Origin of the sequence: Bordetella bronchiseptica (assembly GCF_900636925.1) — a bacterium.
Taxonomy (GTDB): domain Bacteria; phylum Pseudomonadota; class Gammaproteobacteria; order Burkholderiales; family Burkholderiaceae_B; genus Bordetella; species Bordetella pertussis.
The window spans coordinates 3,849,184-3,874,424 of record NZ_LR134326.1; the positions used below are offsets into that span (position 1 = coordinate 3,849,184).

Annotated in this window: 24 protein-coding genes; 9 read left to right on the top strand and 15 right to left on the bottom strand. The window is 68.1% G+C overall.

The window, feature by feature from the left end:
* The first annotated feature begins 49 nt into the window (after positions 1-49).
* From EL288_RS18030 to EL288_RS18050, 5 genes are read left to right on the top strand one after another with little or no spacing between them, the layout of a single operon-like run.
* Positions 50-670, top strand: a complete 621-nt coding sequence (locus EL288_RS18030; RefSeq protein WP_003809123.1) for a 2-hydroxychromene-2-carboxylate isomerase — start codon at positions 50-52, stop codon at positions 668-670.
* Positions 671-704: 34 nt separating this feature from the next.
* Positions 705-1,727 carry a TRAP transporter substrate-binding protein gene (locus EL288_RS18035; RefSeq protein WP_033451843.1) on the top strand — a complete coding sequence of 341 codons (1,023 nt, stop codon included), beginning with the start codon at positions 705-707 and terminating at the stop codon, positions 1,725-1,727.
* A gap of 31 nt (positions 1,728-1,758) precedes the next feature.
* Positions 1,759-2,262, top strand: a complete 504-nt coding sequence (locus tag EL288_RS18040) for a TRAP transporter small permease (RefSeq protein WP_015040373.1) — start codon at positions 1,759-1,761, stop codon at positions 2,260-2,262.
* A complete protein-coding gene (locus EL288_RS18045) occupies positions 2,263-3,549 on the top strand; it encodes a TRAP transporter large permease (protein WP_033450980.1) in 1,287 nt (428 codons plus the stop codon).
* 5 nt (positions 3,550-3,554) lie between these two features.
* On the top strand, positions 3,555-5,000 hold the full coding sequence (locus EL288_RS18050) for an amidase (RefSeq protein ID WP_033458934.1): 1,446 nt from the start codon (positions 3,555-3,557) through the stop codon (positions 4,998-5,000).
* A gap of 5 nt (positions 5,001-5,005) precedes the next feature.
* Here EL288_RS18050 and EL288_RS18055 read toward each other — a convergent pair whose 3' ends face one another.
* Entirely contained in the window at positions 5,006-5,797 is a 792-nt protein-coding gene (locus EL288_RS18055) for an AadA family aminoglycoside 3''-O-nucleotidyltransferase (RefSeq protein ID WP_033458936.1), read from the bottom strand.
* 65 nt (positions 5,798-5,862) lie between these two features.
* Positions 5,863-6,114, bottom strand: coding sequence for a hypothetical protein (locus EL288_RS18060; protein ID WP_033458958.1), 252 nt, complete (start codon positions 6,112-6,114; stop codon positions 5,863-5,865).
* Positions 6,115-6,270: 156 nt separating this feature from the next.
* Here EL288_RS18060 and EL288_RS24460 point away from each other — a divergent pair, with 156 nt between their 5' ends.
* On the top strand, positions 6,271-6,744 hold the full coding sequence (locus EL288_RS24460; protein WP_232018698.1) for a YMGG-like glycine zipper-containing protein: 474 nt from the start codon (positions 6,271-6,273) through the stop codon (positions 6,742-6,744).
* A 52-nt stretch (positions 6,745-6,796) separates the two neighbouring features.
* Here EL288_RS24460 and EL288_RS18070 read toward each other — a convergent pair whose 3' ends face one another.
* The gene (locus EL288_RS18070) at positions 6,797-8,500 is read right to left on the bottom strand and encodes a sensor domain-containing diguanylate cyclase (RefSeq protein WP_033458939.1); all 1,704 of its coding nucleotides are present in this window, start codon (positions 8,498-8,500) and stop codon (positions 6,797-6,799) included.
* A gap of 65 nt (positions 8,501-8,565) precedes the next feature.
* Between EL288_RS18070 and EL288_RS18075 the strand changes: the two genes are divergently transcribed.
* Entirely contained in the window at positions 8,566-9,483 is a 918-nt protein-coding gene (locus EL288_RS18075) for a LysR family transcriptional regulator (RefSeq protein WP_003809112.1), read from the top strand.
* A gap of 8 nt (positions 9,484-9,491) precedes the next feature.
* Here EL288_RS18075 and EL288_RS18080 read toward each other — a convergent pair whose 3' ends face one another.
* From EL288_RS18080 to EL288_RS18105, 6 genes are all read right to left on the bottom strand, one after another.
* Positions 9,492-10,283 carry an enoyl-CoA hydratase gene (locus tag EL288_RS18080; protein WP_126621999.1) on the bottom strand — a complete coding sequence of 264 codons (792 nt, stop codon included), beginning with the start codon at positions 10,281-10,283 and terminating at the stop codon, positions 9,492-9,494.
* Positions 10,284-10,299: 16 nt separating this feature from the next.
* Positions 10,300-11,499, bottom strand: a complete 1,200-nt coding sequence (locus EL288_RS18085) for a CaiB/BaiF CoA transferase family protein (RefSeq protein ID WP_003809108.1) — start codon at positions 11,497-11,499, stop codon at positions 10,300-10,302.
* Positions 11,500-11,540: 41 nt separating this feature from the next.
* A complete protein-coding gene (locus EL288_RS18090; protein WP_010926088.1) occupies positions 11,541-12,968 on the bottom strand; it encodes an aldehyde dehydrogenase family protein in 1,428 nt (475 codons plus the stop codon).
* 15 nt (positions 12,969-12,983) lie between these two features.
* A complete protein-coding gene (locus EL288_RS18095; protein ID WP_010926087.1) occupies positions 12,984-14,642 on the bottom strand; it encodes a thiamine pyrophosphate-binding protein in 1,659 nt (552 codons plus the stop codon).
* 1 nt (position 14,643) lies between these two features.
* Entirely contained in the window at positions 14,644-15,621 is a 978-nt protein-coding gene (locus EL288_RS18100) for a Bug family tripartite tricarboxylate transporter substrate binding protein (RefSeq protein ID WP_003809104.1), read from the bottom strand.
* A gap of 174 nt (positions 15,622-15,795) precedes the next feature.
* Positions 15,796-16,224, bottom strand: coding sequence for a hypothetical protein (locus EL288_RS18105; RefSeq protein WP_003809102.1), 429 nt, complete (start codon positions 16,222-16,224; stop codon positions 15,796-15,798).
* Between the two features lie 101 nt (positions 16,225-16,325).
* Between EL288_RS18105 and EL288_RS18110 the strand changes: the two genes are divergently transcribed.
* A complete protein-coding gene (locus tag EL288_RS18110; RefSeq protein ID WP_232018699.1) occupies positions 16,326-17,753 on the top strand; it encodes a hypothetical protein in 1,428 nt (475 codons plus the stop codon).
* Between the two features lies 1 nt (position 17,754).
* On the opposite strand, the gene EL288_RS18115 is transcribed toward EL288_RS18110, so the two are convergent.
* Together EL288_RS18115 and EL288_RS18120 are read right to left on the bottom strand one after the other, a co-directional pair.
* Positions 17,755-18,204 carry a carboxymuconolactone decarboxylase family protein gene (locus tag EL288_RS18115; RefSeq protein WP_010926083.1) on the bottom strand — a complete coding sequence of 150 codons (450 nt, stop codon included), beginning with the start codon at positions 18,202-18,204 and terminating at the stop codon, positions 17,755-17,757.
* Positions 18,201-18,644 carry a cupin domain-containing protein gene (locus EL288_RS18120; protein ID WP_003809095.1) on the bottom strand — a complete coding sequence of 148 codons (444 nt, stop codon included), beginning with the start codon at positions 18,642-18,644 and terminating at the stop codon, positions 18,201-18,203. Before EL288_RS18120 ends, EL288_RS18115 begins: the two co-directional genes overlap by 4 nt.
* A 108-nt stretch (positions 18,645-18,752) precedes the next feature.
* Here EL288_RS18120 and EL288_RS18125 point away from each other — a divergent pair, with 108 nt between their 5' ends.
* On the top strand, positions 18,753-19,673 hold the full coding sequence (locus tag EL288_RS18125; protein WP_033458943.1) for a LysR family transcriptional regulator: 921 nt from the start codon (positions 18,753-18,755) through the stop codon (positions 19,671-19,673).
* A gap of 115 nt (positions 19,674-19,788) precedes the next feature.
* Here the strand turns inward: EL288_RS18125 and EL288_RS18130 are convergent, their stop codons facing one another.
* The 4 genes from EL288_RS18130 to EL288_RS18155 all read right to left on the bottom strand — a co-directional run bounded on the left by EL288_RS18130 (position 19,789) and on the right by EL288_RS18155 (position 25,214).
* A complete protein-coding gene (locus EL288_RS18130; RefSeq protein WP_080704427.1) occupies positions 19,789-20,319 on the bottom strand; it encodes a hypothetical protein in 531 nt (176 codons plus the stop codon).
* Between the two features lie 1,178 nt (positions 20,320-21,497).
* A complete protein-coding gene (locus EL288_RS18140; RefSeq protein WP_033458944.1) occupies positions 21,498-22,994 on the bottom strand; it encodes a methyl-accepting chemotaxis protein in 1,497 nt (498 codons plus the stop codon).
* A gap of 626 nt (positions 22,995-23,620) precedes the next feature.
* Positions 23,621-24,271 (bottom strand): hypothetical protein, encoded by a 651-nt coding sequence (locus tag EL288_RS18150; RefSeq protein WP_080704449.1) that lies wholly within the window; start codon positions 24,269-24,271, stop codon positions 23,621-23,623.
* Positions 24,272-24,419: 148 nt separating this feature from the next.
* Positions 24,420-25,214, bottom strand: a complete 795-nt coding sequence (locus tag EL288_RS18155) for a hypothetical protein (RefSeq protein WP_033458945.1) — start codon at positions 25,212-25,214, stop codon at positions 24,420-24,422.
* Between the last annotated feature and the right edge of the window lie 27 nt (positions 25,215-25,241).

Sequence of the window (25,241 nt, forward strand, 5' to 3'; positions counted from 1 at the left end):
GCAAGGCGCGGCGGCCCGCCGCGCCCGCCACGGCAACCAGGAAGCAAGCATGCACATCGATTACTACTTTTCCGTCGTGTCCGACTGGGCCTACTTCGGCGGCGAACGCCTCGAACGACTGGCCCGCCGCCATGGCGCCACGATCCGCCACAAGCCCATGCAGCTGTCCGCCGTCTACGCGCAGACCGGCGGCATCCTGCTGCAGCAGCGTTCGACGCAGCGCCAGGCCTACCGCGTGACCGAGCTGGAGCGCTGGCGCGACCACCTGGGCATTCCCATCACCCTGCATCCGCGCCACTACCCGGTCGACGACATCCCGGCCTCGTGCGCCATCCTGGCGGCGCAGGAACTGGGCATGGCCACCGGCGACTACGCCAACGCCGTGCTGCGCGCCATCTGGACGCAGGAGCGCGACATCTCCGAGCCGCGCACGCTGGACGAGATCGCGCGCGGCCTGGGCCTGGACGCCGACGCGATCCTGCAACGGGCGCAGGCGCCGCACATCCGCCAGCGCCTGGCCGACAACACCCGCGAGGCCATCGGCCACGGCGTGTTCGGCTCGCCCTTCTACCTGTGCAACGGCCATCTGTTCTGGGGCCAGGACCGGCTGCCGTTCCTGGAAGACGTGCTGGCCGGCCGCGTCGGCGCCTACGCCGGCGCCCCTGCCTAGCACGCACACCTATTCATAAAACGAGGAGACAACCATGTTGCGTACCGCAAGAACCACGCTCGCCATCATCGCAGCCGCCACGCTGCTTGCCGCCTGCGACAAGGGCGGCGCCGAGCGTCCGCAGGCCGCCAGCGGGGCGCAGCCGCGCACGCTGCAGCTGGCGCACGTTTCGGTGGAGAACGAAGACGACATGTACCACCACCTGGCCGCCGGCTTCGCCGAGCGCGTGGCCCGGCACACCAACGGCGCGGTCAAGGTGCAGGTGCTGGGCGGCGCCCAGCTGGGCGGCGAACGCGACGTCGCCGAAGGCATGCAGCTGGGCAGCATAGACATGAGCGTCATCGCCAGCTTCGCGCTGGGCGCCTTCGAGAAGAAGGCCATGGTCTTCGACCTGCCCTACCTGTTCAAGGACTACCCCACCGCCTTCCAGGCGCTGGACTCGTCCTTCACCGACGGCATCGAGGCCGATCTCGAGAAAACCGGCCTCAAGGTGCTGGGCTGGGGCCACGGCGGGTTTCGCAACCTGTACAACTCGAAGCAGCCCATCAGGACGCTGGCCGATCTCAAGGACATGAAAGTGCGTATGCCCGAGAACCCCATCTACGTGGACACCTGGCGGGCGCTGGGCGTGAACGTCACGTCCATGGCCTACCCCGAACTGTTCACCGGCCTGCAGCAGCGCACCATCGACGGCGCCGAGAACCCCACCGCGCTCTACTACACCAGCCGCTTCTACGAGGCGGCCAAGTACCTGTCCAAGACCGAGCATGTCTACGTGGCCATCCCCATCGTCGTGTCCGCGCGCATCTGGACCAGCCTCGCGCCCGAGCAGCAGGCCGCCTTCCAGCAGGCCGCCGACGAAGCCATCGCCGCGCAGCGCCAGTTCCTGCTGGCCACCGAGGCGGCCACCGAGAAGAAGCTGGCCGAGGCCGGCGTGGCCATCAACACCGACGTCGACAAGGCCGCGTTCCGCCAGGCCGCCGCCCCCGTCTACGAACGCTACAGGAACACCATCGACCCCGAACTGGTGACCCGCGCCCAGGCGCTGGCGCAATAGGCCGGCCACCGCCACCGAGAGATTCCCCGACATGAAACGCGCACTACTCGCCGGGCTCGCCAGAACGAGCCGGGGCTGCGACGTCCTGTGCAAGGCGCTGGCCGCCGCCTTCCTGGCCATCATCGCCCTCGCGGCGACGGCCCAGGTCGCCGGCCGCTACCTGCTGGGCTATTCGCCCCCCTGGATCGAAGAGCTGACCCGCTACAGCTTCATCTGGATGACCATGCTCGGCGCCGCCGTGCTGGTCAGGGCCAACGGCCACGCCGTCATCGACATCCTGGTCGCCCGCTTCGAAGGCCGCACGCGCCGCGCGCACGCCGTCTTCGTCAACGGCGCCATCCTGGCGGCCGCGGCCATCCTGGTCGTCCAGGGCATCGAGATCATCGCCATCGTCCACAACCAGCTCAGTCCCGCCATGCGCGTCTCGATGGGCTACGTCTACGCGGCGCTGCCGGCGGGCGGCCTGTTCATCGCCGTGCAAAGCCTCGCCGCCCTGGCGCGGGACCGCAGCGCCGCCCCCGACGCGGAGATATGAATGCAAGACGCCCTGTTGCTGTTCTCGCTGATGTTCGCGCTGTTCCTGGCCGGCATCCCCATCGCCTTCTCGCTGCTGCTGTGCGGCGCGATCTTCCTCATGGCCACCGGCCTGCGCCCGCTCATCGTGGTGCCGCAGCGGGTCATGGCCGGCCTGGACTCGTTTCCGCTGCTGGCCATCCCGCTGTTCATCCTGATGGGCAACCTCATGGAGAAAGCCGGACTGTCGCGGCGCCTGATCGACCTCATCGACATGCTGGTGGGCCGGGTGCATGGCGCGCTGGGCTACGTCACCATCCTCGCCTGCGCCATGTTCGGCGCGCTGACCGGCTCGGCCCCGGCCACCGTGGCGGCCATCGGCGCCATCATGATGCCGGCCATGATCGCGCAGAAATATCCGCCGCAGCTGGCCACCGGCGTCACCGCCTCGGCCGGCGCGCTGGGCAACATCATTCCGCCGAGCATCGCGCTCATCCTCTACGGCGCCACCGTCAACGTTTCCATCCCCAAGCTGTTCGTGGCCAACATCATTCCGGGCCTGTTGATGGCGCTGGCCTTCATGGTCACCAACTTCCTGCTGGCGCGCCGGCTGCGCGTGCCGCGCCAGCCGGCGCGCGCCTGCACGGCCGGACAGGCCGCCCGGGTCGTGTGGCGCGCCGTGCCGCCGCTGCTCATGCCCGTGGTCATCCTGGGCGGCATCTACGGCGGCGTCTTCACGCCGACCGAAGCCGCCGCCGTCGGCGTGGCGCTCAGCCTCGCGCTCGGCCTGTGCTACCGGCAGTTCACGGCGCGCAACCTGTGGCGCGTCATGGTGGGGTCGGTCGAGACTTCGTCCATGGTCGGTTTCATCCTGGGCGGCGCCGGCATCTTCGGCTGGATCCTCGCCTCGGCGCGCATCCCCACCCTGCTGGCCACCGAGCTGGCGCCCATCCTCGACAGCCAGTTCCTCTACCTGGCGCTGCTCACCGTGTTCCTGCTGCTGGTCGGCTGCATCATGGACGCGGGCGCGAGCATCATCATCCTCGCCCCCATTCTCGTTCCCATCGGCCTCATGCTGGGCGTGGACCCCATCCACCTCGGCGTGGTGTTCTGCGTCAACCTGGTGGTGGGCTTCTTCACGCCGCCCTTCGGCCTGAACCTCTTCACCACCGTATCCGTATCGCGGCAGCCCTACGAAGTGGTCGTGCGCGGCGTGCTGCCCTTCGTGCTGGCCGCCATCGTCGTGCTTTTCATCCTGGCCTACGTGCCCGGCCTGTCGCTCGCGCTGGTCAGGCTGATGGAGAACTGAACCCCATGGACCTCGCCTGCCCCGCCCCGCACGACCTCGCCTACGCCAGCGCCGCCGAGCTGGCGCGGCTCTACCGCGCCCGCACCGTCTCGCCGCTGGACCACGCGCGCGCCGTGCTGGCCATGGTCGACCGCTGGAACCCCGTCGTCAACGCCTATTGCCACCTCGACCGCACGCTCACCCTACGGGAGGCCACCGCCTCCGAAGCGCGCTGGATGAACAACGCCCCGCTCAGCCCGGCCGACGGCGTCACCTACGGCATCAAGGACATCCTGCTGGCGCGCGGCGCGCCCACCGGCTACGGCTCGCGCGCAGCCTGCGTCGCCCAGCCCGCCACCGAGGACGCCCCCGCCGCCGCGCGCCTGCGCGAAGCCGGCGGCGTGTTCGTCGGCAAGACCACGACGTCCGAGTTCGGCTGGAAGGGCACGGCCGACAACCTGCTCACCGGCGCCACCCGCAACGTCTGGGACACCCGCCTGACCAGCGGCGGCAGCAGCGGCGGCGCCGCCTGCGCCGCGGCCGCCGGCATGGGCACGCTGCAGGTCGGCACCGACGGCGGCGGCTCCACCCGCATCCCCGCCAGCTTCTGCGGCATCGCCGGCATGAAAGCCACCTTCGGCCGCGTTCCCGCCTGGCCCGCCGGCCCCATGCTGACCCTGTCCAACGTCGGCCCCATGGCCCGCAACGTCGCCGACCTGGCCTGCCTGCAGCGCATCATCGGCCAGCCCGACCCGCGCGACTGGCACGCCGTGCCCGCCCCGCGCCACGAACGCGCGCCGCCCGCCAGCCTGCAAGGCCTGCGCATCGGCCTGCACCTGGACCGCGACGCCTGCGACCCCGAAGTCGCCGCGGTCATCGGCCAGGCCGCCGAGCGCCTGGCCGCGCACGGCGCCCGGCTCATCGACACCCGCCTGCCGCTGGACGGCTGCGACAGCCTCATCCGCACCCATTGGCAGGCCGGCGCGGCGTGGCTGGTCGCGCAGATACCGCCGCAGCGCCAGGCCCTGCTCGACCCCGGCCTGCAGGCCGCCGCCGCGCGCGGCCACGCGCTGCCGCTGCCCGACTACTACCGGGCGATGATCGGCCGCCAGAAACTGGGCGAGACCATGGCCGCCCACCTCGCGCAATTCGACCTCGTGCTCACCCCCACCGTCCCCATCCTGCCCTTTGCCGCCGGCCGCGAAGCCCCCGAGGGCGCCGCCTCGCAGGACTGGCTGGACTGGAACCCCTACACCTACCCCTTCAACCTCACCCGCCACCCGGCCATTTCGCTGCCGGCCGGATTCAGCACCGGCGGCCTGCCCGTCGGCCTGCAACTGGCGGCCGGGCTGTACCAGGACGAATGGCTGCTGGGCGTGGCGGCGCTGGTGGAGGCCTGCCTGGGCGTGGCGGGCGGCGTGCCGGCGGGGGTGCGGGAAGGATCGCGCGAGGCTGCGCGGACGCGGGCCTGAACGGCTCAGGCCGCGCAGATCCGTTCGATCTCGCCGCGGGCGCAGGCGACGAAACCCGCCACCGCGTCCGGGCAGCGGTCCAGCCCGTCGACCGCCTGCCCCAGGTAGCCCGCGCGCGCCATGCGCAGCACCGGCCGATGCTCGGGCGCGATCCGCTCCAGCAGCCAGGCCGCCGCCGCGTCCTTGGACGCGATGCCGCCCGTCGCGGCGGTGTACCAGCCACGGGCCAGCGCGAGCACGATGTTGCGTTCGTCGCCGGCCCAGTCCTGCGGCGTATTCCATTGCGCCACCGTATCGCGCAGCGCGCGCGCCAGGTCGGCCCCGGGCACCGGCGCAAACAGCGCCTGCGCGGCCGGGCCGCGCAGCGCGACGCTGTGGGCGCGCGCCTTGGTCAGCAGGATGGCCAGGTCGTGGTCGAACACAGGCGCTTCGAACACGCCGGCGCGGATATCGTCGCGCAGCCACTCGCCAAACTGCATCAGCCGCCGCGCCGGGTAGCGCCACGGCACGACATCGGCCAGCGCCAGCACCGTGACTTCCAGCGCGCGCAGCGACGCCGAGGCGCCGGGGAACGCCGACACGTCCAGCAGCTCGCGCATCAGCGCCTGCAGCGTTGACGCATCCGGCGGCGCGTCCACCGTCACCAGCAGGTCGATGTCGCTATGGGGCCGCAGCCCGCCATCCACCGCCGAGCCGAACAAATGGATCGCCACGATATGCGGCGCCAGGCGCCGCTCGAGCACGGCGCAGGCGCGCGACAGTTGCGGTTCGATGGAGAGCGCGGGGTCTTGGTCCATGGAGCAGATGCTAACAAACGGAGCGACATGGCGCCGCGCGCAGGTCGCAGGGACCGGGGCCAGGCTCAGTGGCTGTTGACCCAGTCCTGCGTATCCTGGATGAACCAGGGCAGGTTCAGTTTCTCGCCCTCGCCGGACTGTATGGTCAGGCGCTGGCCCGAGGAGCCAGGGGCGCGGCTGGCGCCCTGGGTCGCGGCCGCCGGCGGGCTGCGGTAGTCCATCCCGGTTTGCCGGGGCGGATGGTCCGCGCAGGCGGCCATCGACGCGCACGCGGCCACGACCAGCAATGGCCGCACTGCCAAACAAAGGGTGTTCATGATGTTCAGGTTCCCGCTGGCGGCACAGGCCGACGTGCCGGGCAATCAAGGCCTTCAACTCCGTACCTTACTCGCAATGCCGGGCCCGCGTCAGCGATGCGTCGCGCAGCGCTACACTGCATCATCCAGGGCCCCTGAACATCGATGGAGTTTTTCATGAAAAAGTCCATATTCCCCTGTGCGGCTTCCCTGCTCTGCCTGTTCGGCCTGGGCGCCGCCGCCCAGACCGTGACACCGCTGCAAGGGCAGTCTCCCGAAACCACCCAGCAGGACATGGCCGCCTGCCAGGCCCAGGCGGGCAGCACCAGCACCAGCAGCGCCGGCACCGACGGTTCGCGCTCCGGCGGCCGCGTGCGGGGCGCCGCCGCCGGGGCGGCCGCGGGCGCGGCGGTGGCGGGCGTGCGCGGCCGCCAGCACGAAGAGATCTACGACCGGGTGGACGACGACGTCAAGCAGGAGTACCGGCAGAACAAGGCCAAGGATGGCGCGGCGGCGGGGATGGTCGTGGGCGGCTCGCGGCAGCGCCAGGACCGCCGCCAGGACCGCAGGAATGACGCCCAGCAAGGCACGGCCGCGTCCTCCGCCTACAGCACTTGCATGCAGCAGCGCGGCTACCAGGTAACGCCGTGAACGCCGCAGGCCGCTGCCAAACCGCCCCGGCCGGCAGGCGGGCGGCGGCCCCTCAGGCGGGCAGCGCCCCTTCGCCGTCCATCACGCCAGCCGCCCGCCTTGCCTGCTTGTCCGCATACATCAAGCGATCGGCGTCCTTCAACACGGCTTGCACGGAGCTCGCGGCCGGGTCGACGCTGACCACGCCCAGGCTCGCGCCGGGATAATCGAAGCTGCAATCGGCGAAGCGGTAGGCGCCCACCAGCAGCGGCGCCAGGCGCTCGCGCATGGCCGCGGCGGCCGCGTCCGGGTCGGTCGACGCGGACGGCGCCACCAGCCCGACCACCACGAACTCATCGCCGCCCCACCGGCCCAGCGTGTCGCTGGCCCGCAGGCCGGCCGACATGCGCCGGCCGGCCTCGACCAGGAACTTGTCGCCGATCTCGTGCCCGTAGGTGTCGTTGATCGACTTGAATCCATCCAGGTCGATGAACGCCACCAGCACGCGCTGCTGCAAGCGGTTTGCCAGCGCGAACAGCCGGCCCAGCTCGGCCAGCACGGCGCGCCGGTTCGGCAGGCCGGTCAGGGCGTCGTAGTTGGCCGCATACCGTTCGTCCTGGCGGCGCATCACCATCTGCCGGGCCGCCTGGCCCGACAGCAGGATCACCACCAGGCCGACCGCCGCGACCAGCGTGGTCATCCAGACGTGCTGCGTGCGCAGGGGCGCCAGGTGTTCCAGCGAAGCCAGCGTCAGCAGGCGGTAATGCGTGCCCGACAGCGGCTGGCGCCGCACCAGGTAGGGCTTGCCGTCGATCAGCCATTGCTCGGCGCGGCCGGCGCCGCCCGCCGCGCGCACGTCCATGGGCTCGCCCGGCGCCTCTTCGCCGTCCGGCGGCAGTACCGAGCCCGGGGGCAGCAGCGCGGCCACGTTGCGCAGCATGAAGGGCCCGGCGGACGCGGTGATCACGCGCCCCTGCGGGTTGACGATCAGCGCGGTATGGCGCCCCGTCAGGTACAGCGCCACCTCGGGCGCGTCGAACTTGACCGTGACCGAGCCCAGCGGCGTGTCGTTGGCGTCCTCGATGCGGCTGGCCACGAAATACGAAGGGCTTTTGTTCAGGCGGGCGATGCCGAACGAATAGCCGTTGCCGGTGCGCAGGGCGTCGATCAGATAGGGCCGGCCCGCGTAGACCATGCCGACGATGCTGTCGGGTTCGGCCCAATTGCTGGCCGTCACCGTGTCGTCCGACATGTTGTTCATGTAGATGCGGGCGTAGCGCAGGTCGCTGGCCAGCGCGTTCATGAAATCGCCCACCTTGCGCACCAGGGGGTCGCGCGTGAAGAGCGCGGCGCGCTGCTGGCGGGTGAGCGCGGCGGCGCCGGGCGGATCGGTGCGGTAGCGGGCGGCGAGCTCGGTGACCTGGCCCTGGCGCGCCACCATATTGGCCACGCTGACCATTTCGGTGAACAGCCGGTCCATCACCCGCGCGGTGGTCCTGGCCTCGTACTCGGCGCTGGCCGCCAGCCGGTCGAGCTGCGCCGTCACGATCCGCTGCGAGATCCACCAGCCCAGGCCCGCCACCAGCGCCAGCCAGGCCAGGGCCAGGCCCAGCGTCACGTGGCGCACGATCCGCTGCATGGGCTGTGCGCGCCTGCCTTGGTTGTGCAACACGTTTTTCGCTCCCCTTTGCGGCCGGCCGCCAAACCGGCTTGTCGTGGCGTTCGTGGTGTTTCCGGGCGTGGTCTGGAGTATAGGAGGGTTCCATGGCGCGTGCATGCCCGAAGCGCCCTCGTATCCATATGTTCAAATACCCCTTCCCCACGCCCGCCCCCTTGCGCCCGATGCGATACGAACTTACCGATATGCGTCTATTCGTCGCGATTGCCGATGCGCGCAGTCTGTCCGGCGGCGCGAACGCGGTGCACCTGACGACCTCGGCCGCCAGCTACCGCCTGAAGAACCTGGAGCAGGCGCTGGGCGTGCCGCTGTTCAAGCGCGAGGCGCGCGGCATGGAACTGACCGCCGAGGGGGAGTTCGTGCTCAAGCACGTGCGCGCGATCCTGGCCGGCGTCGAGACCATGCAGGGCGAGGTCAGCAGTTTCGCGCGCGGCATCCGCGGCAGCGTGAAGCTGTTCGCCAACAGCAGCTCGCTCAACGGTTTCATCGTGCCCAGCCTGGGGCGCTTCCTGGCCGCCAATCCGCAGGTCAACATCCTGCTCGAAGAGCGCCCCAGCAATACCATCGAGGCGGCCATTGCCGGGCACGAGGCGGACATCGGCATTTTTGCCGGGCAGTCGCAGTCGGTGGGCGTGCTGCCGACCCGCTATGCGCTGGACGAGCTGGTCATCGCCGCGCCGCGCGCGCATCCCGTGGCGGCCGGCGGGCCGGTGAAGTTCGCCGAGGTGCTGGATATCGAGTTCGTCTGCATGAGCCGGGCCAGCAGCAATTTCGTGTTCCTGCGCGACATGGCCAAGCTGACCGGCAAGTCGCCGCGGGTGCGCATCCACGCGCACACGTTCGAGGCCCTGCTGACGATGGTGCAAGCCGGCGTGGGCGTGGCGCTGGTGCCGCGCAGCGTGGCGGCCGAGGCGCTGGACAAGCAGCGCATCGCGGTGGCGCCGCTGGACGAACCCTGGGCGCGCCGCGAGCTGACGCTGGTGACGGCCTCGGAGGGCCCGCTGTCGCCCATTGTGAAGCAGGTGACCGCGCACCTGCTGGGCGACCCGGCGGTGTCCGCGACCCGGCCCGCCCCCGGCTGAGCGGCCGCTCAGCGGCTGCGGTTCTTCTTGCTTTCCAGGAATTCGTTCATGAACTTCTGCGGTTCGCCGGTGTTGAAGGCGGCCCCGAATTCGGCCACGCTGTCGTCGATGGCCTGATCCACCGACATGTTCTCCCAGCGGCGCAGCAGCCGCTTCTGCTGGCGCAGCACGGCCGGGCCCAGTTGCGCCAGGCCCAGGGCCATTTGCCGCACCGCGCTGTCGAGCTCCTCGGCCGGCACGCTGCGCGTGACCAGCCCCCAGGCCAGCGCCTGGCGGGCGTCGATGAGTTCGCCGGCCAGCAGCATCCAGGCGCTGTTGGCCGCGCCGATCAGGCGCGGCATCAGCGCCGCGTGGATCACCGAGGGAATGCCGACCTTGACTTCCGGCATGCCGAACTGGGCGGTGTCGGCGCATACGCGCAGGTCGCACGCCAGCGCGAACTCCAGGCCGCCGCCCAGGCACCATGCGGGGATGCGCGCGATGACCGGCACCGGCAGATGCCGCACATCGTCGCACAAGGCCTTGAGCCCGGAGATGAACCGGCGCGCCCTGGCCTCGTCGAGCTGCGCCATCTCGGCGATGTCGGCGCCGGCGATGAAGGCGCGGTCGCTGGCGCCGCGCAGGATCACCACGCGGGCGCCCGGCTGTTCCTTCAGCCAGGCCAGCGCTTCGCGCAGGCTCTCGATGACGGGCGTGCCCAGGATATTGAGCACCCCGGCGTCGCGGATGATGAGCGTGGCGATGCCGTTGTCTTCGATGACGGCCTGCGCATGGGCCCCTGAATACACTGCGTTGGTCATTCCTGTACTCCTGAAATCAAGGTTCGGTGGCGCGGGCCGCGGCGGCGTCGTGTCCAAGCACGGCCGCGCTGTGCTCGCCCAGCAGCGGCGGACAAGCCTGCAGCGCGTGGGCCGGCGCGCCGGCCAATAACGGGTTGCGCACCAGGCGCATTTCGCCCAGCACGGGATGCCGGACGGTCTGCAGCAATTCGCGGTGCCGCACCTGCGGATGGGCGAACACTTCGTCCAGCGTGTGGATGGGCCCCCACGGCACGCCCGCGGCGTCGAAGGCATCGGTCCAGGCCTGGCGCGGCGCGCCGGCCAGCGCGGCGGCCAGCATGGGGCGCAGCGTGGGCATGTGCTCGAGCCGGGCGCTGTTGGTGGCGTAGCGCGCGTCGCCGGCCCACTCCGGATGGCCGACGACCTTGCAGAAGCGCGCGAACTGGCCGTCGTTGCCGATCGCCAGGATCAGGTGGCCGTCGGCGCACGCGAACACTTCGTACGGCGCGCAGTTGGGATGGGCGTTGCCGGTGCGCTGCGGCGCCTTGCCCGACACCAGGTAGTTGGCGCCCTGGTTGGCGTTCAGCGCCACGGCGACATCCAGCAGGCAGATGTCCAGCGGCAGCCCCTGGCCGGTCTGGTCGCGCTGGCGCAGCGCGGCCAGCACCGCCGAGGTGGCGTACATGCCGGTCATCAGGTCCACCACCGCCACGCCGGTGCGCAAGGGGCCCGCGCCCGGCATGCCGTCGGGCTGGCCGGTATAGCTCATCAGGCCGCCCATGCCCTGGAAGACGTAGTCGTAGCCCGGCTTGCCGGCCATGGGGCCGCTCTGGCCGTAGCCCGTGATGGAAAGATAGATCAGGCGCGGGTTCACGCGCGCCAGCGAGGCATAGTCCAGGCCGTACTTGGCCAGGCCGCCGGCCTTGAAGTTCTCGACCAGGATGTCGGCCTCGGCCGCCAGCCGGCGCACCGTCTGCGCGCCGTCCGGCCGGGAGAAGTCCAGCTCGATCGACTGCTTGCCGCGGTTGCAGGCCATGAAATAAGCCGACATCGAGGCCTGGCCGTCGGGCGACGTCTGGTCGGGCGGCCCCCAGCCGCGCGTATCGTCGCCGCTGCCGGGCTGTTCCACCTTGATGACCTCGGCGCCCATGTCGGCGAGGTTCTGCGTGCACCAGGGGCCGGCGAGAATGCGCGAAAGGTCCAGCACTTTGACGCCGCGCAGCGCGTTGTGAAGCATGACTACTCCAGACTTGTTTGATCCGAAAGCCGGTGCGGCGCTCAGTCGCCGATGTACACCGTTCTCAGCGTGGTGAAGAACTCGATGGCGAACTCGCCCTGTTCGCGCGGACCGTAGCTCGATGCCCCGTTGCCGCCGAACGGCACGTGGAAATCCACCCCCGAGGTCGAGGTGTTGATCGAGGCCAGGCCGCTCTTGGTGTGCGCCTTGAAGTGCTGGGCGTGCTTCATGCTGGTGGTGCACAGGCCGCTGGACAGGCCGAACGGCGTATCGTTGGCGATGGCCAGGGCGTGCTCGTAGTCGCGCGCCGTCAGCACGCAGGCAAACGGTCCGAACACTTCCTCGCGGCACACGGTGGCGCTGTTGTCCAGGCCGGTGACCAGGCACGGCTCGAAGTAATGGCCCCGGGTCGGACGCGACAGGGCCCGGCCGCCGGCCACCGTGCCGCCCTCCTGGCGCGCCAGGTCGGCATAGCGGCGGTTTTTCTCGAACTGCTCGGCGTTGACCACCGGACCGATGACGGTGGCCTCGTCCAGCGCGTGGCCCACGGCCAGGCTGGCGGTCTGCGCCAGCAGCCGCTTAACGAAGGCGGCATGGATGCCCTCGGTGACGATGATGCGGCTCGACGCGGTGCAGCGCTGCCCCGCGTACAGGAAGGCCCCGTCGATGGCGCAGGCCACGGCGGTATCGAGGTCGGCGTCATCGAGCACGATGAGCGGATTCTTGCCGCCCATCTCGAGCTGGATGCGCTTGCCCGCGGCGGCGGCGGCGATGCGCTTGCCCGTGGCCACCGAGCCGGTGAAGCTGACGGCCGCGACCGCCTCGTGCGCCACCAGCGCGGCGCCCGCCTGGCCCGCGCCCAGCACCAGGTTGAACACGCCCGCGGGCAGGCCGGCCTCGCGCATCACGTCGGCCAGGATCCAGGCGCCGCACGGCGCGATCTCCGACGGCTTCATCACCACGGTATTGCCGTAGGCCAGCGCCGCGGCCGCCTTCCAGGCCGGTATCACCACCGGGAAATTCCACGGCGTGACCAGGGCCACCACGCCCACGGGATTGCGCTGCACCTCGACCCGCACGCCGGGGCGGATCGACGCATAGGTGTAGCCCTTCTGCCGGATCGTCTCGCTGGCGAAATAGCGAAAGATATCGGCGGCGCGCGTGGCCTCGGCCAGCGCGTCGCGCAGGGGCTTGCCCTGTTCGCGCGCGATCGCCATGGCCAGCTCGTCGCGCCGCCGCACCAGCCCGTCGGCGATGCCGTCGAGCAGGCGGCTGCGCGCCATCGCGTGCAGGCCGCGCCAGGCATCCAGCGCCTCCTCGGCCGCGCGCACGGCCTGGTTGACCATCTCCACCGGGGCATGCATGTAGACCCCGGCCTCCTCCTGGAGGTCGGACGGGTTGTACAGCGCGACGGGCTCGCCGCCGTCCTGCCATTGGCCCGCCACGAAGCTGCGGTATTGCGTCGACATCTCGATTGCTTCCTACTAGTCCTGCCGCGGCGTGCCGGCCTTGATATACGGGTAATACATGGGCAAGGCGCCGATGGCGACCATGTCGACCTCGACCACGCACAGGCCGGGGCTTGCATAGGCCTCGGCGGCGATGCGTTCGAAGTCCCGCGCCGCCTCGACCTTCCAGAACTTCGCGCCGGCCAGCTGCGCGATGTCGGCGAAGGCCGGTCCGCCCAGCGCGTCGTAGCGGTGCCGGCCGTCGCAGACCACGTCCTGGATGCCGCGGATGGCGCCGTAGCCCTGGTCGTTCATGACGATGACGAGCATGTCGAGCCGCTCCTGCGCGGCGGTCCACAGCTCGGTCATGTTGAAATAGAAGCCACCGTCGCCGGTCAGCACCGCCGTCTTGCGCCCCGGGCTGGCCAGCGCCGCGCCGATGCCCAGCTGCAGGCCCTGGCCGATGCCGGCGCTGACCGGATAGATGTTCTGGTGCGCCTTGCGCAAGGGAAACAGGCGATGGCCCCAGGTGCTGTTGCTCTTGGTGATGTCGCGCACCCACAGCGCGTCATCGGGCAGCACCCGGCGCAGCATCGCGGGAAAATCCCGGTACGGACCCAGGCGGCCGAGGTAATCGTCGATGGCCGCCTGCCTGGCGGCGCGCACGTCGGCGTCGAACGCCGGATCGATGTCCAGCCCATCGGCCAGGCCGGCCAGCAGCCGGTCCAGCACCTCGGCGCAATCGCCCTGCACGAACAGTTCGTTGGCGTAGCCCAGGTTGTCGCGCGCCGCGTCGATATCGACGCGCAGCAGCGGCGTGGGCAGCGGCACCGCCTGGTTATCGGTTTCCTGGCCGCGCAGCCGGGAGCCCACCACCAGCATGAGGTCGGCCGACCGGTACAGATCCAGCACGGCGGGCGAGCCGGCGCCATTCAAGGCGCCCAGGTTGCGCGGATGATGGTCGTCCACGACGCCGCGCCCCGACCAGCTCGACACCACCCCGAAACCCAGGTCCACCAGGGCGGCCAGCTGGCTGGCCGCGCCCTTGGCGCCCGCGCCCACCCACAGCATGGGCCGGCGCGCCGCCTTGATGCGGCGCACCAGCTCGGCGATGGCGGTCGGCTCGGGCGGCGGCGCGGCGGCGGGCGAGACCTTCAGGGACGCGGGGTCCGGCATGGCGACCTCGCGCCCTTGCAGGTCGACCGGGATCTCCAGGCTGACCGGTCCGGCGGGCGCCTGCAGGCATACGCGGATCGCCTCCTGGATGACGGCCAGCGCGCTGTCGGCGTCGGTCACCCGCAGCACCGCCTTGCCGACCGAGCGCAGCATGTCGTGCTGGCTCGGCATGTCGTGCACCGTGCCGCGCCGGCTGCCCAGGTAGGGCGTGGCCGTCTGGCCGGTGATGTGCAGCACGGGCGAGCCGGCGAACTGCGCCTCGGCCAGCCCCGGCACGGCATTGGTCGCGCCCGGGCCGGTGCTGGTGATGACCACGCCCAGGCCTTGCCGCGCCCGCGCATGGCCATCGGCCATGTGCGCCGCGCCGGTCTCGCCGCGCGTCATCACCATGCGCAGCGCCGGGCGCGCGGCGATCGCGTCCATGATGGCCATGTTGTGCACCGACACGATGCCGAAGACCGTATCCACGCCGTTGGCGGCCAGGCAATCGGCCAGCAAGGCTCCCACTGTGTATTTCATGTCAGTCGTTCGCCTTGATGTCCGCGTTCTTCACCAGGGCGGTCACGCTGTCCAGGTCGGCCTTGACGCGCTCGCGCATCACCTGCGGGTCGGTCGACGGCACGCTGTAGCCCCAGTCCTTGAGTTTCTGGCCGAAGGCGGCGCCGGCCACGATCTTCTGGTTGGCGCCCACCAGCTTGCGCGCCACGTCCTGCGGCAGGCCGGCCGGCGCCATCAGGCCGAACCAGCCCTCGAACTCCACGCCGGCCACGCCCGCCTCGGCGGTGGTGGGCACGCTGGGGAAGGCCGGATTGCGCTGCGCCGAGGTAATGGCCAGCGGCCGCACCTTGCCGCCTTCGATATGGCCCTTGGCCGTGGTGGTGATGTCGAACATGAAATCGATGCGGCCGCCCTGCAGGTCGGTCATCGCGGGCGCATTGCCCTTGTACGGCACGTGCAGCATCTTCACTTTGGCCTGGTAGGCCAGCAGCTCGCCGCCCAGATGGTTCGAGCCGCCGGCGCCGGAAGAACCGAAGGTCACCGCCCCGGGCTGGCTGCGCGCCTGCGCGATCAGGTCGCCCAGGCTCTGGTACCTGGACTCGGTGTTCACCAGCAGCACGTTCGCATAATTGACCACCAGCCCGAGGTAATCGAAGCTGTTGAACGGATCGAAAGGCACCTTCTGCAGCGCCGGCGAAATCGTGAACGTGCCGCTCGATGCCAGCAGCAGCGTATAGCCGTCGGGCTTGGCGTTGGCCACCGCGTTGGCGCCGATGATGCCGTTGGCCCCGGCGCGGTTTTCCACCACCACCGTCTGGCCCAGGATGCCCTGCAGCTCCTGCGCGTAGGTGCGGGCCACGATGTCCACCGAACCGCCGGGCGGAAACGGCACGATCAGCCGCACCGACTGCGACGGAAAATCGCCGGCGGCGTGCGCCGACATCGAAAACACCATACCCAAACCGCACAGCGCGCGCGTCCACCGCTTGATACCCAGCATGTCTTTCCTCCGAAGATGGATTGGTCGAACCAATTCTGTTGTTTTCCGCCGCGCCGAACCGCTTGCAAAAGGCCTCAGAATCCCGGAAGAAAGTGTAGGTCAGCCCCCGCCGGCGAGCGTTGGTATTATTGAAAAGCTGAGTTGAAGCGGCACGAACGTAGCGTCCGGCACGGCCTAGCCCTGGCTTGCGGCCCGCCGCGCCCGGCGCGCCGCGACATGGCTGCGGTAGCGCGCAAAATCCTTGCCGGCCAGCGCCAGGTACAGGCCCGTCGCCACCATGAAGGCGCTGAACACATAAATGTGTAGCCAGTTCTGCACGCCATAGCGCAGCATGCCCGTGCCCAGGTACATATTGAGCACCCCGAAGCCCAGCAGCATCACCATCAGGATCCAGCGCGCCCAATCGCTGCCGCGATACAGCCACAGCAGCAGCAGCACGGGCACCACCAGCCGTTGCGCCGCCGCTGCGCTGCCCTGCAACGCCTGCAGGATGTCGTAGCCGCTGGCCAGCACGATGCCCGCCAGCGAAACAAACCAGAAGCGGCGTGCGCCGAGGGCGTTGCGGCCCGCGGCGCGCGGGTTGGTTCGGGATTCTCGCGCCATGCTCTCTCCTTGTGGGGTCGCGCCAGTGTAAGGCGTGCCGCGCCGAAGCCGGCGCCCGGACAGGGTAAAGTCATGCACTCAGCCCCTACGCCTTCTTGCCCATGCCCCGCAGCAGAACCGTCGTCCGCCTCGCCGCCGCCGTCCTTGTCATCGCCCTGGCGGGCTACGCCGGCGCCATACTGTGGGCCGAACAGGCCTGGACCTACTCCACGCCCCCGTCCAGGACCATCGGCCAGGCCCCCGACGGCACCGCCGCCGCCGTCACGCCGTACTGCACCGGCATCACGCGCGCCGGCGCGCACACCTGGATGCTGGGACGCGACGCGCCCGGCTTCATCACCAGGCAGAACGCCGGCCCCCAGGCCAACTGGCTGAGCGCCCAGGGCGTGTCCGGCCAGCCGCCCGAGCGCGACATCCGCGCCCGCGACTACAGCGCCCTGTGGCGCCTGGACGCCGACGGCAGCTTCCGCATCGCCGCCGCCGTCACCGACTCCGCCTGCCTGGCCGCCACGCCGGACGGCGCCAGCGTGTTCCTGCTCAGCACCCTCAACAGCGCCGCGCTGCGCGCGCAGCGCGGCACGCAGCCTGGCGTGCAGCAGACCCTGGTGTTTCGCTCCGACGACGGCGGAGCCAGCTGGCAATGGCAGGAACAAGGCCTGTTCGCCCAGGCCGCCCTGGTCGCCCCGCACCAGGACATCCATTGGATCGACGCCCGGCGCGCCTGGAGCGTGCGCGACATCCAGGACATGCGCGCAGACGACCGTCGCAAGACCCCGGCGGGTTTTCCCACCGGCTGGTACTACTCCGAAGACCAGGGCCGCACCGCCACCCAGGTCTACAGCGAAACCTCGCTGTTTCCCGCGCCCGCCGACTTCGGGCCCGCGCTGCACAACGCACGCCTGTTCGACCCCGGCTACGACAGCGACCAAAGCCACCTCGCCGTGCTGGACGCCGACCGCGCGCTGGGCTGGTACACCCACTGGATCGGCTATCAATCGGCGCAGGGCCGCGCCATCGCCTACCTCACCACCCAGGTGCTGCTGCAGCGCCAGGGCCAGGACTGGCGCATCGCCGGCATCACCCGCCAGCGCGGCGTGCGCATCGCCCAGCTCGCCCAGGCCCCCAACGGCGCCATCCATGCCGTGCTGACCCGCGCCGGCGGCAACGCCACCCTGGCCCGGCTCGACCCCGCCACCCTGGAATGGACCGACGAACGCCCCCTGCCGCGCGTCTTCCCCCTGGGCCTGCCCGCCTACCAGACCGCCACCGCCCTGCGCGTGTCCAACCAGGCCCAGGTCGTCTCCCTGTGGGCCGACCACACCGTGCCGCGCCTGCTCTACCCCTGGGGCGACGCGCCGGCCAGCATATCGGCCACCGGCGAATTCTGGACCGCCGACGGCGGCCAATCGTGGCGGCGGCTGCCGCAGCGCTCGCCCGACGACCTGCTGGGCATGGACGGCGCCCGGAACGTCCTGTTCTGGCCCGAGGACGACGGCAAGGCCATCTCGGGCTACGAACTGGCAAAATGAGCTACACGGCCGCCTTCGGCGTATTCCGAAAACCGATCGCCATCCGGTTGTAGGCGTTCATCAAACCGATCGCCACCGTCAGATCCACCAGCTCCTTCTCGCCGAACACCGCGCGCGCATCCTGGTAATCCTGGTCCGGCACGCCGGTCTGCGCCACCTGCGTCACCGATTCGGCCCACGCCAGCGCCGCCCGCTCGCGCGCATCGAACAGCCCGCCCGCCTCGCGCCACGCCTGCAGCAGGGCCAGCTTCTCGACCGCCACGCCCTGCTTCAGCAGATCGCGCGTGTGCATATCCAGGCAGTACGCGCAATTATTGATCTGCGACACCCTCAGATAGACCAGCTCCACCAGCGCGGGCGCCAGCCCGCTCTTCATCACATAGCCATACACCCCGGCCAGCGCCGCCGCGGCCCCGGGAGCCACCTGGTTGTAATCGATACGCATCGTCATGGCTTCACTCCTTGATCGGCGACAGGAACGGTCAGCGCCTTGTCGCCGCTGTCCACCACGAACACCGCCAGCAGCCTGGCCGGCTCCGTCCTGCTCGCATTGCGGCTGATCGAATGCGACGCGCCGGGCGGCTCGGACCAGCTCTGGCCGGCGCGATAGACCCGCGCCGGCCCATCGTTGACCTTGGACTCGATCGCCCCCGACACCACATACGCATAGATGAACGCCGACTTCGCATGCAGGTGCGGCGCCGACGCCGCCCCCGGCGCATACGCCACCTCGACGGCAACCAGCGACTTGCCGGGGATATTCGGAATCGCCTCCTCGAAATTCACCGCCACGCGCTCGCCGCCGCCATGGGCCCAGGCGGCCGGGGCCGCCAGCGACAGCGCCGCGGCGCACAGCGCGGCAATCACGCCGCGATTGATCGGAATACCCATCGCTTGCTCCTTACCCTCCGAAAGAGAGGGCATGGCGACCACTTTATTTGATTATTTTCCCCGGATAAACGCCCTATACTCGGTTTGTTTAAACGAGTATTCGCATAAATGGCCCTGGATCGCATCGAGGCAATGCGCGCCTTCTGCCGCATCGTCGAACTCGGCAGCTTCACCCGCGCGGCCGACTCCCTCGGCGTAGCAAGCACCACCCTGTCCGGACAGATCCAGGCGCTGGAACGGCTGCTCGACATCCGGCTGCTTCACCGCAGCACGCGCAAAGTCCACCCCACCAACGAAGGCCTGGCCTACTACCAGCGCGCCCGCAAAGTCATCGAAGACATCGACGACCTGGAAGCCTCGGTCTCGCTGAGCCGCGCCGTCGTCAAGGGCCGCGTCGCCGTGGAAATGCCCACCCCCGTCGGCATCCACCTCGTCATCCCCGCCCTGCACGGCTTCACGGAACGATACCCGCACATCCATCTGGACATCGGCTGCAGCGAACGCGTCGTCGGCCTGATGCAGGAAGGCATCGACTGCGCCATCCGCGGCGGCGACATCGCCGACCAGGACCTCATCGCGCGCCGCGTCGGCCAGATGCGCTTCTGCCTGTGCGCCGCCCCCGCCTACCTGGACGCGCATCCCGCCATCACCCACCCCGCCCAGCTCGCCCGGCACCGGCACCTGGGCTTTCGCTTTCCCGGCACCGGCAAACGATTCGTCGCCACCCTGCACAAACAGCGCGACAGCCACCCGCTAGACCACCCGCCGCACGTCTACTTCAACAACGGCACCGCCGTCACCGCCGGCGCCGCCGCCGGCCTGGGCATCGCCGCCCTGCCGCGCGCCGAAGTGCGCCACCTGCTCGAAGCCGGCGCGCTGCGCGAGATCCTGCCCGACTGGACCCTGACCAGCATGCCCATGTCCGTCGTCTACCCCCAGACCCACCAGCTGTCCGCGCGCGTGCAGGTTTTTGTCCAGTGGGTGGCGGAGTTGTTCGAGGGGGAGGAGTTGTGGGGGATGGGGGGGTAGGTTAGCGGACGGGTGGGTTAATGGCTTGGCAGGGGTGCGAGTTGCGGACTGCCTGGTCTGCGGGCCGAAACGCTCTCACCCCCCTGACATGTTCCGTCTCACGAGCCAAGGCTTCCTACACAACGCTACGTAGCGTACGCCGAAACCATTCATACATTACCGTCATCGCCAACTTCGCGTCCGCCTCGAGAATTGAGGCAGGATGTGCTTTTGTCGCCAAAAACCTTGTGCCAAGCGCATGAGGATGATCGTCAGCCTTGCGGTGACTAAAAGGATTCCGCAGTTCTCGGAGACGATCAGTTCTATCAAGCAGGTCGTCAGCCATCGATAGATATCGTCGCCCCGCCTTGATCATCGTCGCTAGCGTCTTTCGTTCTTTCTCAGACGCAACACCTGCAAGCTCTTCGCTGAGGGTTTGCTCGATAAAAGATGTAGCGAGCAATATTGTCCCGATAAAATACCCGGAAATAAAACAGTGTCTCGCTTCTTCCATCATATGAAGGGCCGCCATATCTCCCATCACCCCGCCAGGGCGAGAACTATGCTGAGCCAACCACTCAATTCGATCCGCCCGTATATCGCGCGAAAACTCATCCGCTCGCGACAACGCATCGATTAGATTTGCACGAGTAGCTGGTTTTGCCATTGGCTTTGCTAATGATTAAATTAAGTCGGCCATGAAATGTCGTAGAGGCCTCTGCCGCTGACATATTGGACAGAGATTATTACCTGTCACCGGCGCCGGATACCAATACGCTATCGCTATTACCATCGAACGCTTACGCGCCTGTTCAGATAGTCACCAGACATTCCGGCATCCGGCTCACATCCTCGGACGACGGCTCGTCCTCCCGCAAGTCGACGTAAAGCACTATCGCAACAAATAGCGCCCCGCTCACCGAGGCGATCCGGGCATCAGGCATTACCTAGTCGCAGCCGTAAGGTCCGTAGTCATTTGGCCATTTCTCTCTATGGCGAACCCGCTGAACACCCACTACAGCATGGATGACGTCGCAAATTACCGAGCGATGTGAGCCGACGAGATGTCGTTCGAGACCAATTGGATAGCTGTACCCAATTCCAACGAATTGAGGAACTGATCCGCATAGGGGGCATGCCGTCTTACCCATTCCGTCGGGCACGGTCATTTCAATTACTCGTTGCGCTGCTATCTCGCGCCACCGCTTGGATTCGTCACGCGAAAGATCATGAGGCGGATCGACAATCTCGCGGTATGTTTCAGGGAGGAGGGAAATGATTGTGCTGCGAAGGCGCCACATTTCCTCGCGCATCCGATCCATGCGCGCCTCAGGCAAGAGTGCAGGATCCAAATTTCTAGTGAGTCTGCGTGTCATCGATAGTGTCCTAATGCCCAACGCAATGTAGACCGCACCATACCGCAAGTTATATCTGGAGCTTGCAGTCCAAATTGGTTCACAAAAATATAGCAAAGCACTTGCAGCCTAGCTTTACGGAACATGATCCGTATAAAAATTTAGCCATGAAACTCGCTGCCTCTCATGTGTTGCGCACCACATGGTTGCTGGATCAGCGTCGCGAGCAAATTCGCTACAAACACTATAGCCTGCGCACCAAGTAGACCTAGCTGCAATGGATGCCTGTGTTTGTGAAATGGCGCAGATCATCGCATTCGCAAGGCACGTGATAACAGAAAATTGAGAGATTCTTGCCCATAGAGTGACTGGTTCATGGCATTGATCCATCGGCCGCTCAGCCCCGCGAACGAGCGCCCAGGAACGCCCCGCAGCCAGCCATCAGCGACAACTTGGCCGGTGGCCAAGGACCTCTATCGAGACGCGCCGCTCATAAACCGGCCAACGCCGGCGCGGCCGGCCGAAACGACTCAGCCCCTGTCGACGCCACGGGCTCATCGGACCGCCGGCCGTCTTGCAAGCGGAACACGCCAACCGCCTGCAGCAATTGGGCCGCCTGGCCTTGCAAGGCCGTCGAGGCGCTGGCGGCCTGCGCGACCAGGTCGGCGGTTTGCCGGGTGAGTTCGTCCATTTTGGCCACGACCCGGTTCACCTCCTCGATATCCGTGCCTTGGACACGGCCCGCGTCGCCGATCTGGCCGACCACGCCGGCGACCTCGTCAATGCTGGCAACGACTTCACGGATCATGCCCGCGGCGTTATCCGCCTGCCGAAAACCCTTGCCGGTCTTCTCCAGCGAGCCCTCGATAAGGCCGCGGATCTCGCGCGCCGCGCCGGCGCTGCGTTCGGCCAGCGCGCGGACCTCGAAGGCCACCACCGCAAAGCCCTTGCCGCTTTCGCCCGCGCGGGCCGCTTCCACCGCCGCGTTCAGGGCCAGGATGTTGGTCTGAAACGCGATGCTGTCGATCACGCCGATGATTTCCGAGATTTTCTGCGCCTCCTGCTGGATCTCTCCCATCACGGTCGCGACGCCAGCGACGGCCGTGCTTCCGGTGCCGACGCTCTGGCGGGCCTGGTCGGTCAGTTGCCCGGCCTGCAGGGCATGCGCCGCATTGGCATGGACATTGGCGGCCAGGTCGCGCATCGACGCCACGGTCTGCGCCAGCGACTCGGCCTGCGTGCGCGAGCGCTCCTCCAGCGCCAGGTTGCCCTGCATCATGTCGCGCGAGGCCGCCGACAGCGCCGTCGCCGTCTCCCGCACTTCGCTCATGGTCCGATGCACCGCGTCCATGGTGGTCTTGAACGCGCGGCCGAGCCCGCTTTCCATCTCCGAGCCGCCGAATCGCAGGTCGAAGACCCCAGGCTCGCGGCCGATCCGTGCGCTGAGCCGGGCCAGCTCTTCGGCGGCCACGGCGGCGCGCTCCATCCGCCAGGCCAGCCATCCCAGCGCCGCGGCCTGCACCACGACATAGGCCGCATGCAAGAACACCATCCCCAGGCTGGGCTCGGTGAAGCAGATCGCGCCATATCCCCATTGCTGGAGAAAATTGAACGACAGGTGATGCACCGCGATCACCACGGCCGCGCACAGAATGGTCCGCCAGTCCCGATATGCCAGAAGCAGCGAGAGCAGCACGAAGATGCCGAAGTGGATTTCGGTCATGCCCGACATGAGGTGGATGTGCAGCCCCGCCAACGCCATCAGCCCACAGGCGACGGCCAGGCGCGTCGACAACTTGCCGGGCCGCCAGAGGATCAACAGCGTGGGCAGGCCGGCCGCCAACACGCCTACCGTGACAGCGGCCGTCCATCGGCCGTACTGCGGCGCCATGCAAAGACCGACGATGACCAGCACCCAGAGCAGCGGCAACATCGCCCGGTCGGCCCGGCGATACGAGTCTTCCAGCAAACGGCTTGCGGTGCGCATTGACAGGTCCTTCGGCAGAGGAGGCGGGCGGGTCCGCGCAAACCCGATTCTGCAACATAAATAACTAATTGTGAATATTTATTCCAAATTTGCTGCCTTTCCGCCCTACGTGCCTTCCTACGATTGCAAGACTGTTACGGTCCTGGCAAGTCCCTATCAATCGCCGACCAGGGCCTCATCGCGCCGCGTCGGCCAGATGTGCTTCCGCATGTGCGCCGCCCCCGCCCAGCACCGACACCAGGACTTGCGGTTTCCCGGCACCGACAAACGAGTCGCCGCTACCCTGCGCAACAGCACGACAGCCACCCGCTGGACCTCTACTTCAACAACGGCAACGCCGCCCTGCCGCCCGCCGACGCCCGTCCCTGCTAGAAACCGGCGCCGTGCGTGGAATCCTGCCCGACTGGGCCCTGACCAGCATGCCCATGGCCGCCTTCTACCCCCAGACCCACCAGCTCTCGGCACGCGTGCAGGTTTTCGTCCAGTGGGTGGCAGGGTTGTTCGAGGGGGATGGGTTGTGGAGGAATCGGAGGACTACGGAGTGACCGGATTGCGCCACGGAAGGGGGCTGATGAGTGACCTGACTGGGCGGATTTCAACCAGAAGTGGACATTTCCTCACACAGCCTAATCCAGAAAACTTTCAAAGTTCCATGAGACTCCTGGTGCACCGACGCCTCGTTGCTCCTGCACCTTCTCCACCATGGCTTTCCTGTGTCCCGCTCCAAGGAGAAGCACTCCATGAGAGAGTCCGCCGCGGATGCAATAGCCATTGATGTTCTCTAGCATTCCCGTCTCGCGACGGTCATTTGTCTCGCTCCATAGAGCGTAGATCTGTCGCAAACTGGCGTCGCCAATCCATTCGACGGTTGCGCGCACCTCGTCGTAGATGGCTGCCCATGCTTGGGCGCAACGATCGCTGTTGAGGTATGGAAAACCGTGATCTCGCGTGTCGAGGCTGTTTTGGTCCATCAGACGGCGATATTCAGAGCTCGTCCTTTCGACCTTTTTAAACATCTCCTCGGATTTTCTGAAGAACTCGTCGCTCGGTTTGTTCAAGTCCACAGGTACAACGTAAACTGGACGGCGCTTGCGATAGAGGGCAACGGCAGCAGACTCGAGATTGCCGTGAGAGCCGTCGAGATAGTCAGCAAGATTGGCAGTGGGAATTTCAGCAAAGATAACGCCCGGCTGAAGGCGTTCAAGGATCGTCCGCAATTCCGCCAAGTTGGCGCGTCCACTTTCGGCGTGGACAGTTCCGATCAGCGATATACGCATCAGATTTAGGCTCCAGAGGCAGACTCAGTAGCGCTTGGAAGCGTTATAGCCGGAACGGTGCGCTTTGGGTCGTAGTCAGACATCGACCTCAATCTGAGTGGGCGTAGACCGTCTAGCACCGTTTACTACCCTAGAAACTCCATTCTCACTAGACGCCAACGTGCCTGCCCACATAGTCATATAGCGCTTCCGGCATCCGGCTCACCGCTTCAGACGGCGGCTCGTCCGTCCGCAATTCGACATAGAGCGCGATGGCGGCCAACAACGCGGCGCGCACCGAATCCTTGTCAGGCCCGGGCACCGCAGCCGCCAGTTGCGCGCCGGCCTCCCCCGCCACCGCCTCGATCCGCCTGACCCCGCGCTGCGGGCGCCCCGCCCGGCGATGCAGCATGGGCCCCAGCACCTGCTCGCGAAAGAAGCCCAGAATCCCGATGGCCTCGTACAACTCGCCGCGCGCCAGCTTGCTCGCGCCGTAATGCAGCCAGATCCAGGCCCTGCGCTCGAACCAATCGGGCGTGGCCTCGGGCCAGGCAATCGCCGCCGCGTCCAGCCGGGCTTCGACCGCCTGGGCGTCGCGCGCGAACAGCACGGCCGGGCGCTCCACCAGCCGGTCCAGGTCGCCCAGGGTCACGAACTTGAAATCGACATGCAGCAACTGCGGCCCGTACAGGCAGATCAGCAGCCTGGGCTCGCCCACATGCTCGCCGGTAAAGGCAGACAGCAGCCCGCCCATCCGCTGCGCGAACTCGAGCCGTGCAGCCATGACCTCGCCGTAGCTACGATCGTCGCAGACGATGACGAAATCCAGGTCCGAATACTCGTCGAAGCCGCCGTGGATATATGAGCCGGCGGCCAGCAGCGCGGTCAGCCGTGGGTCGGCGGCGACTGCGGCGTGGATTTTTTCCAGGAATTGGCCGTGTAGAGGTGGCAGCTCAGGAAGCATGGCGTTGTCCGAAGGGGGGGCTTCCAG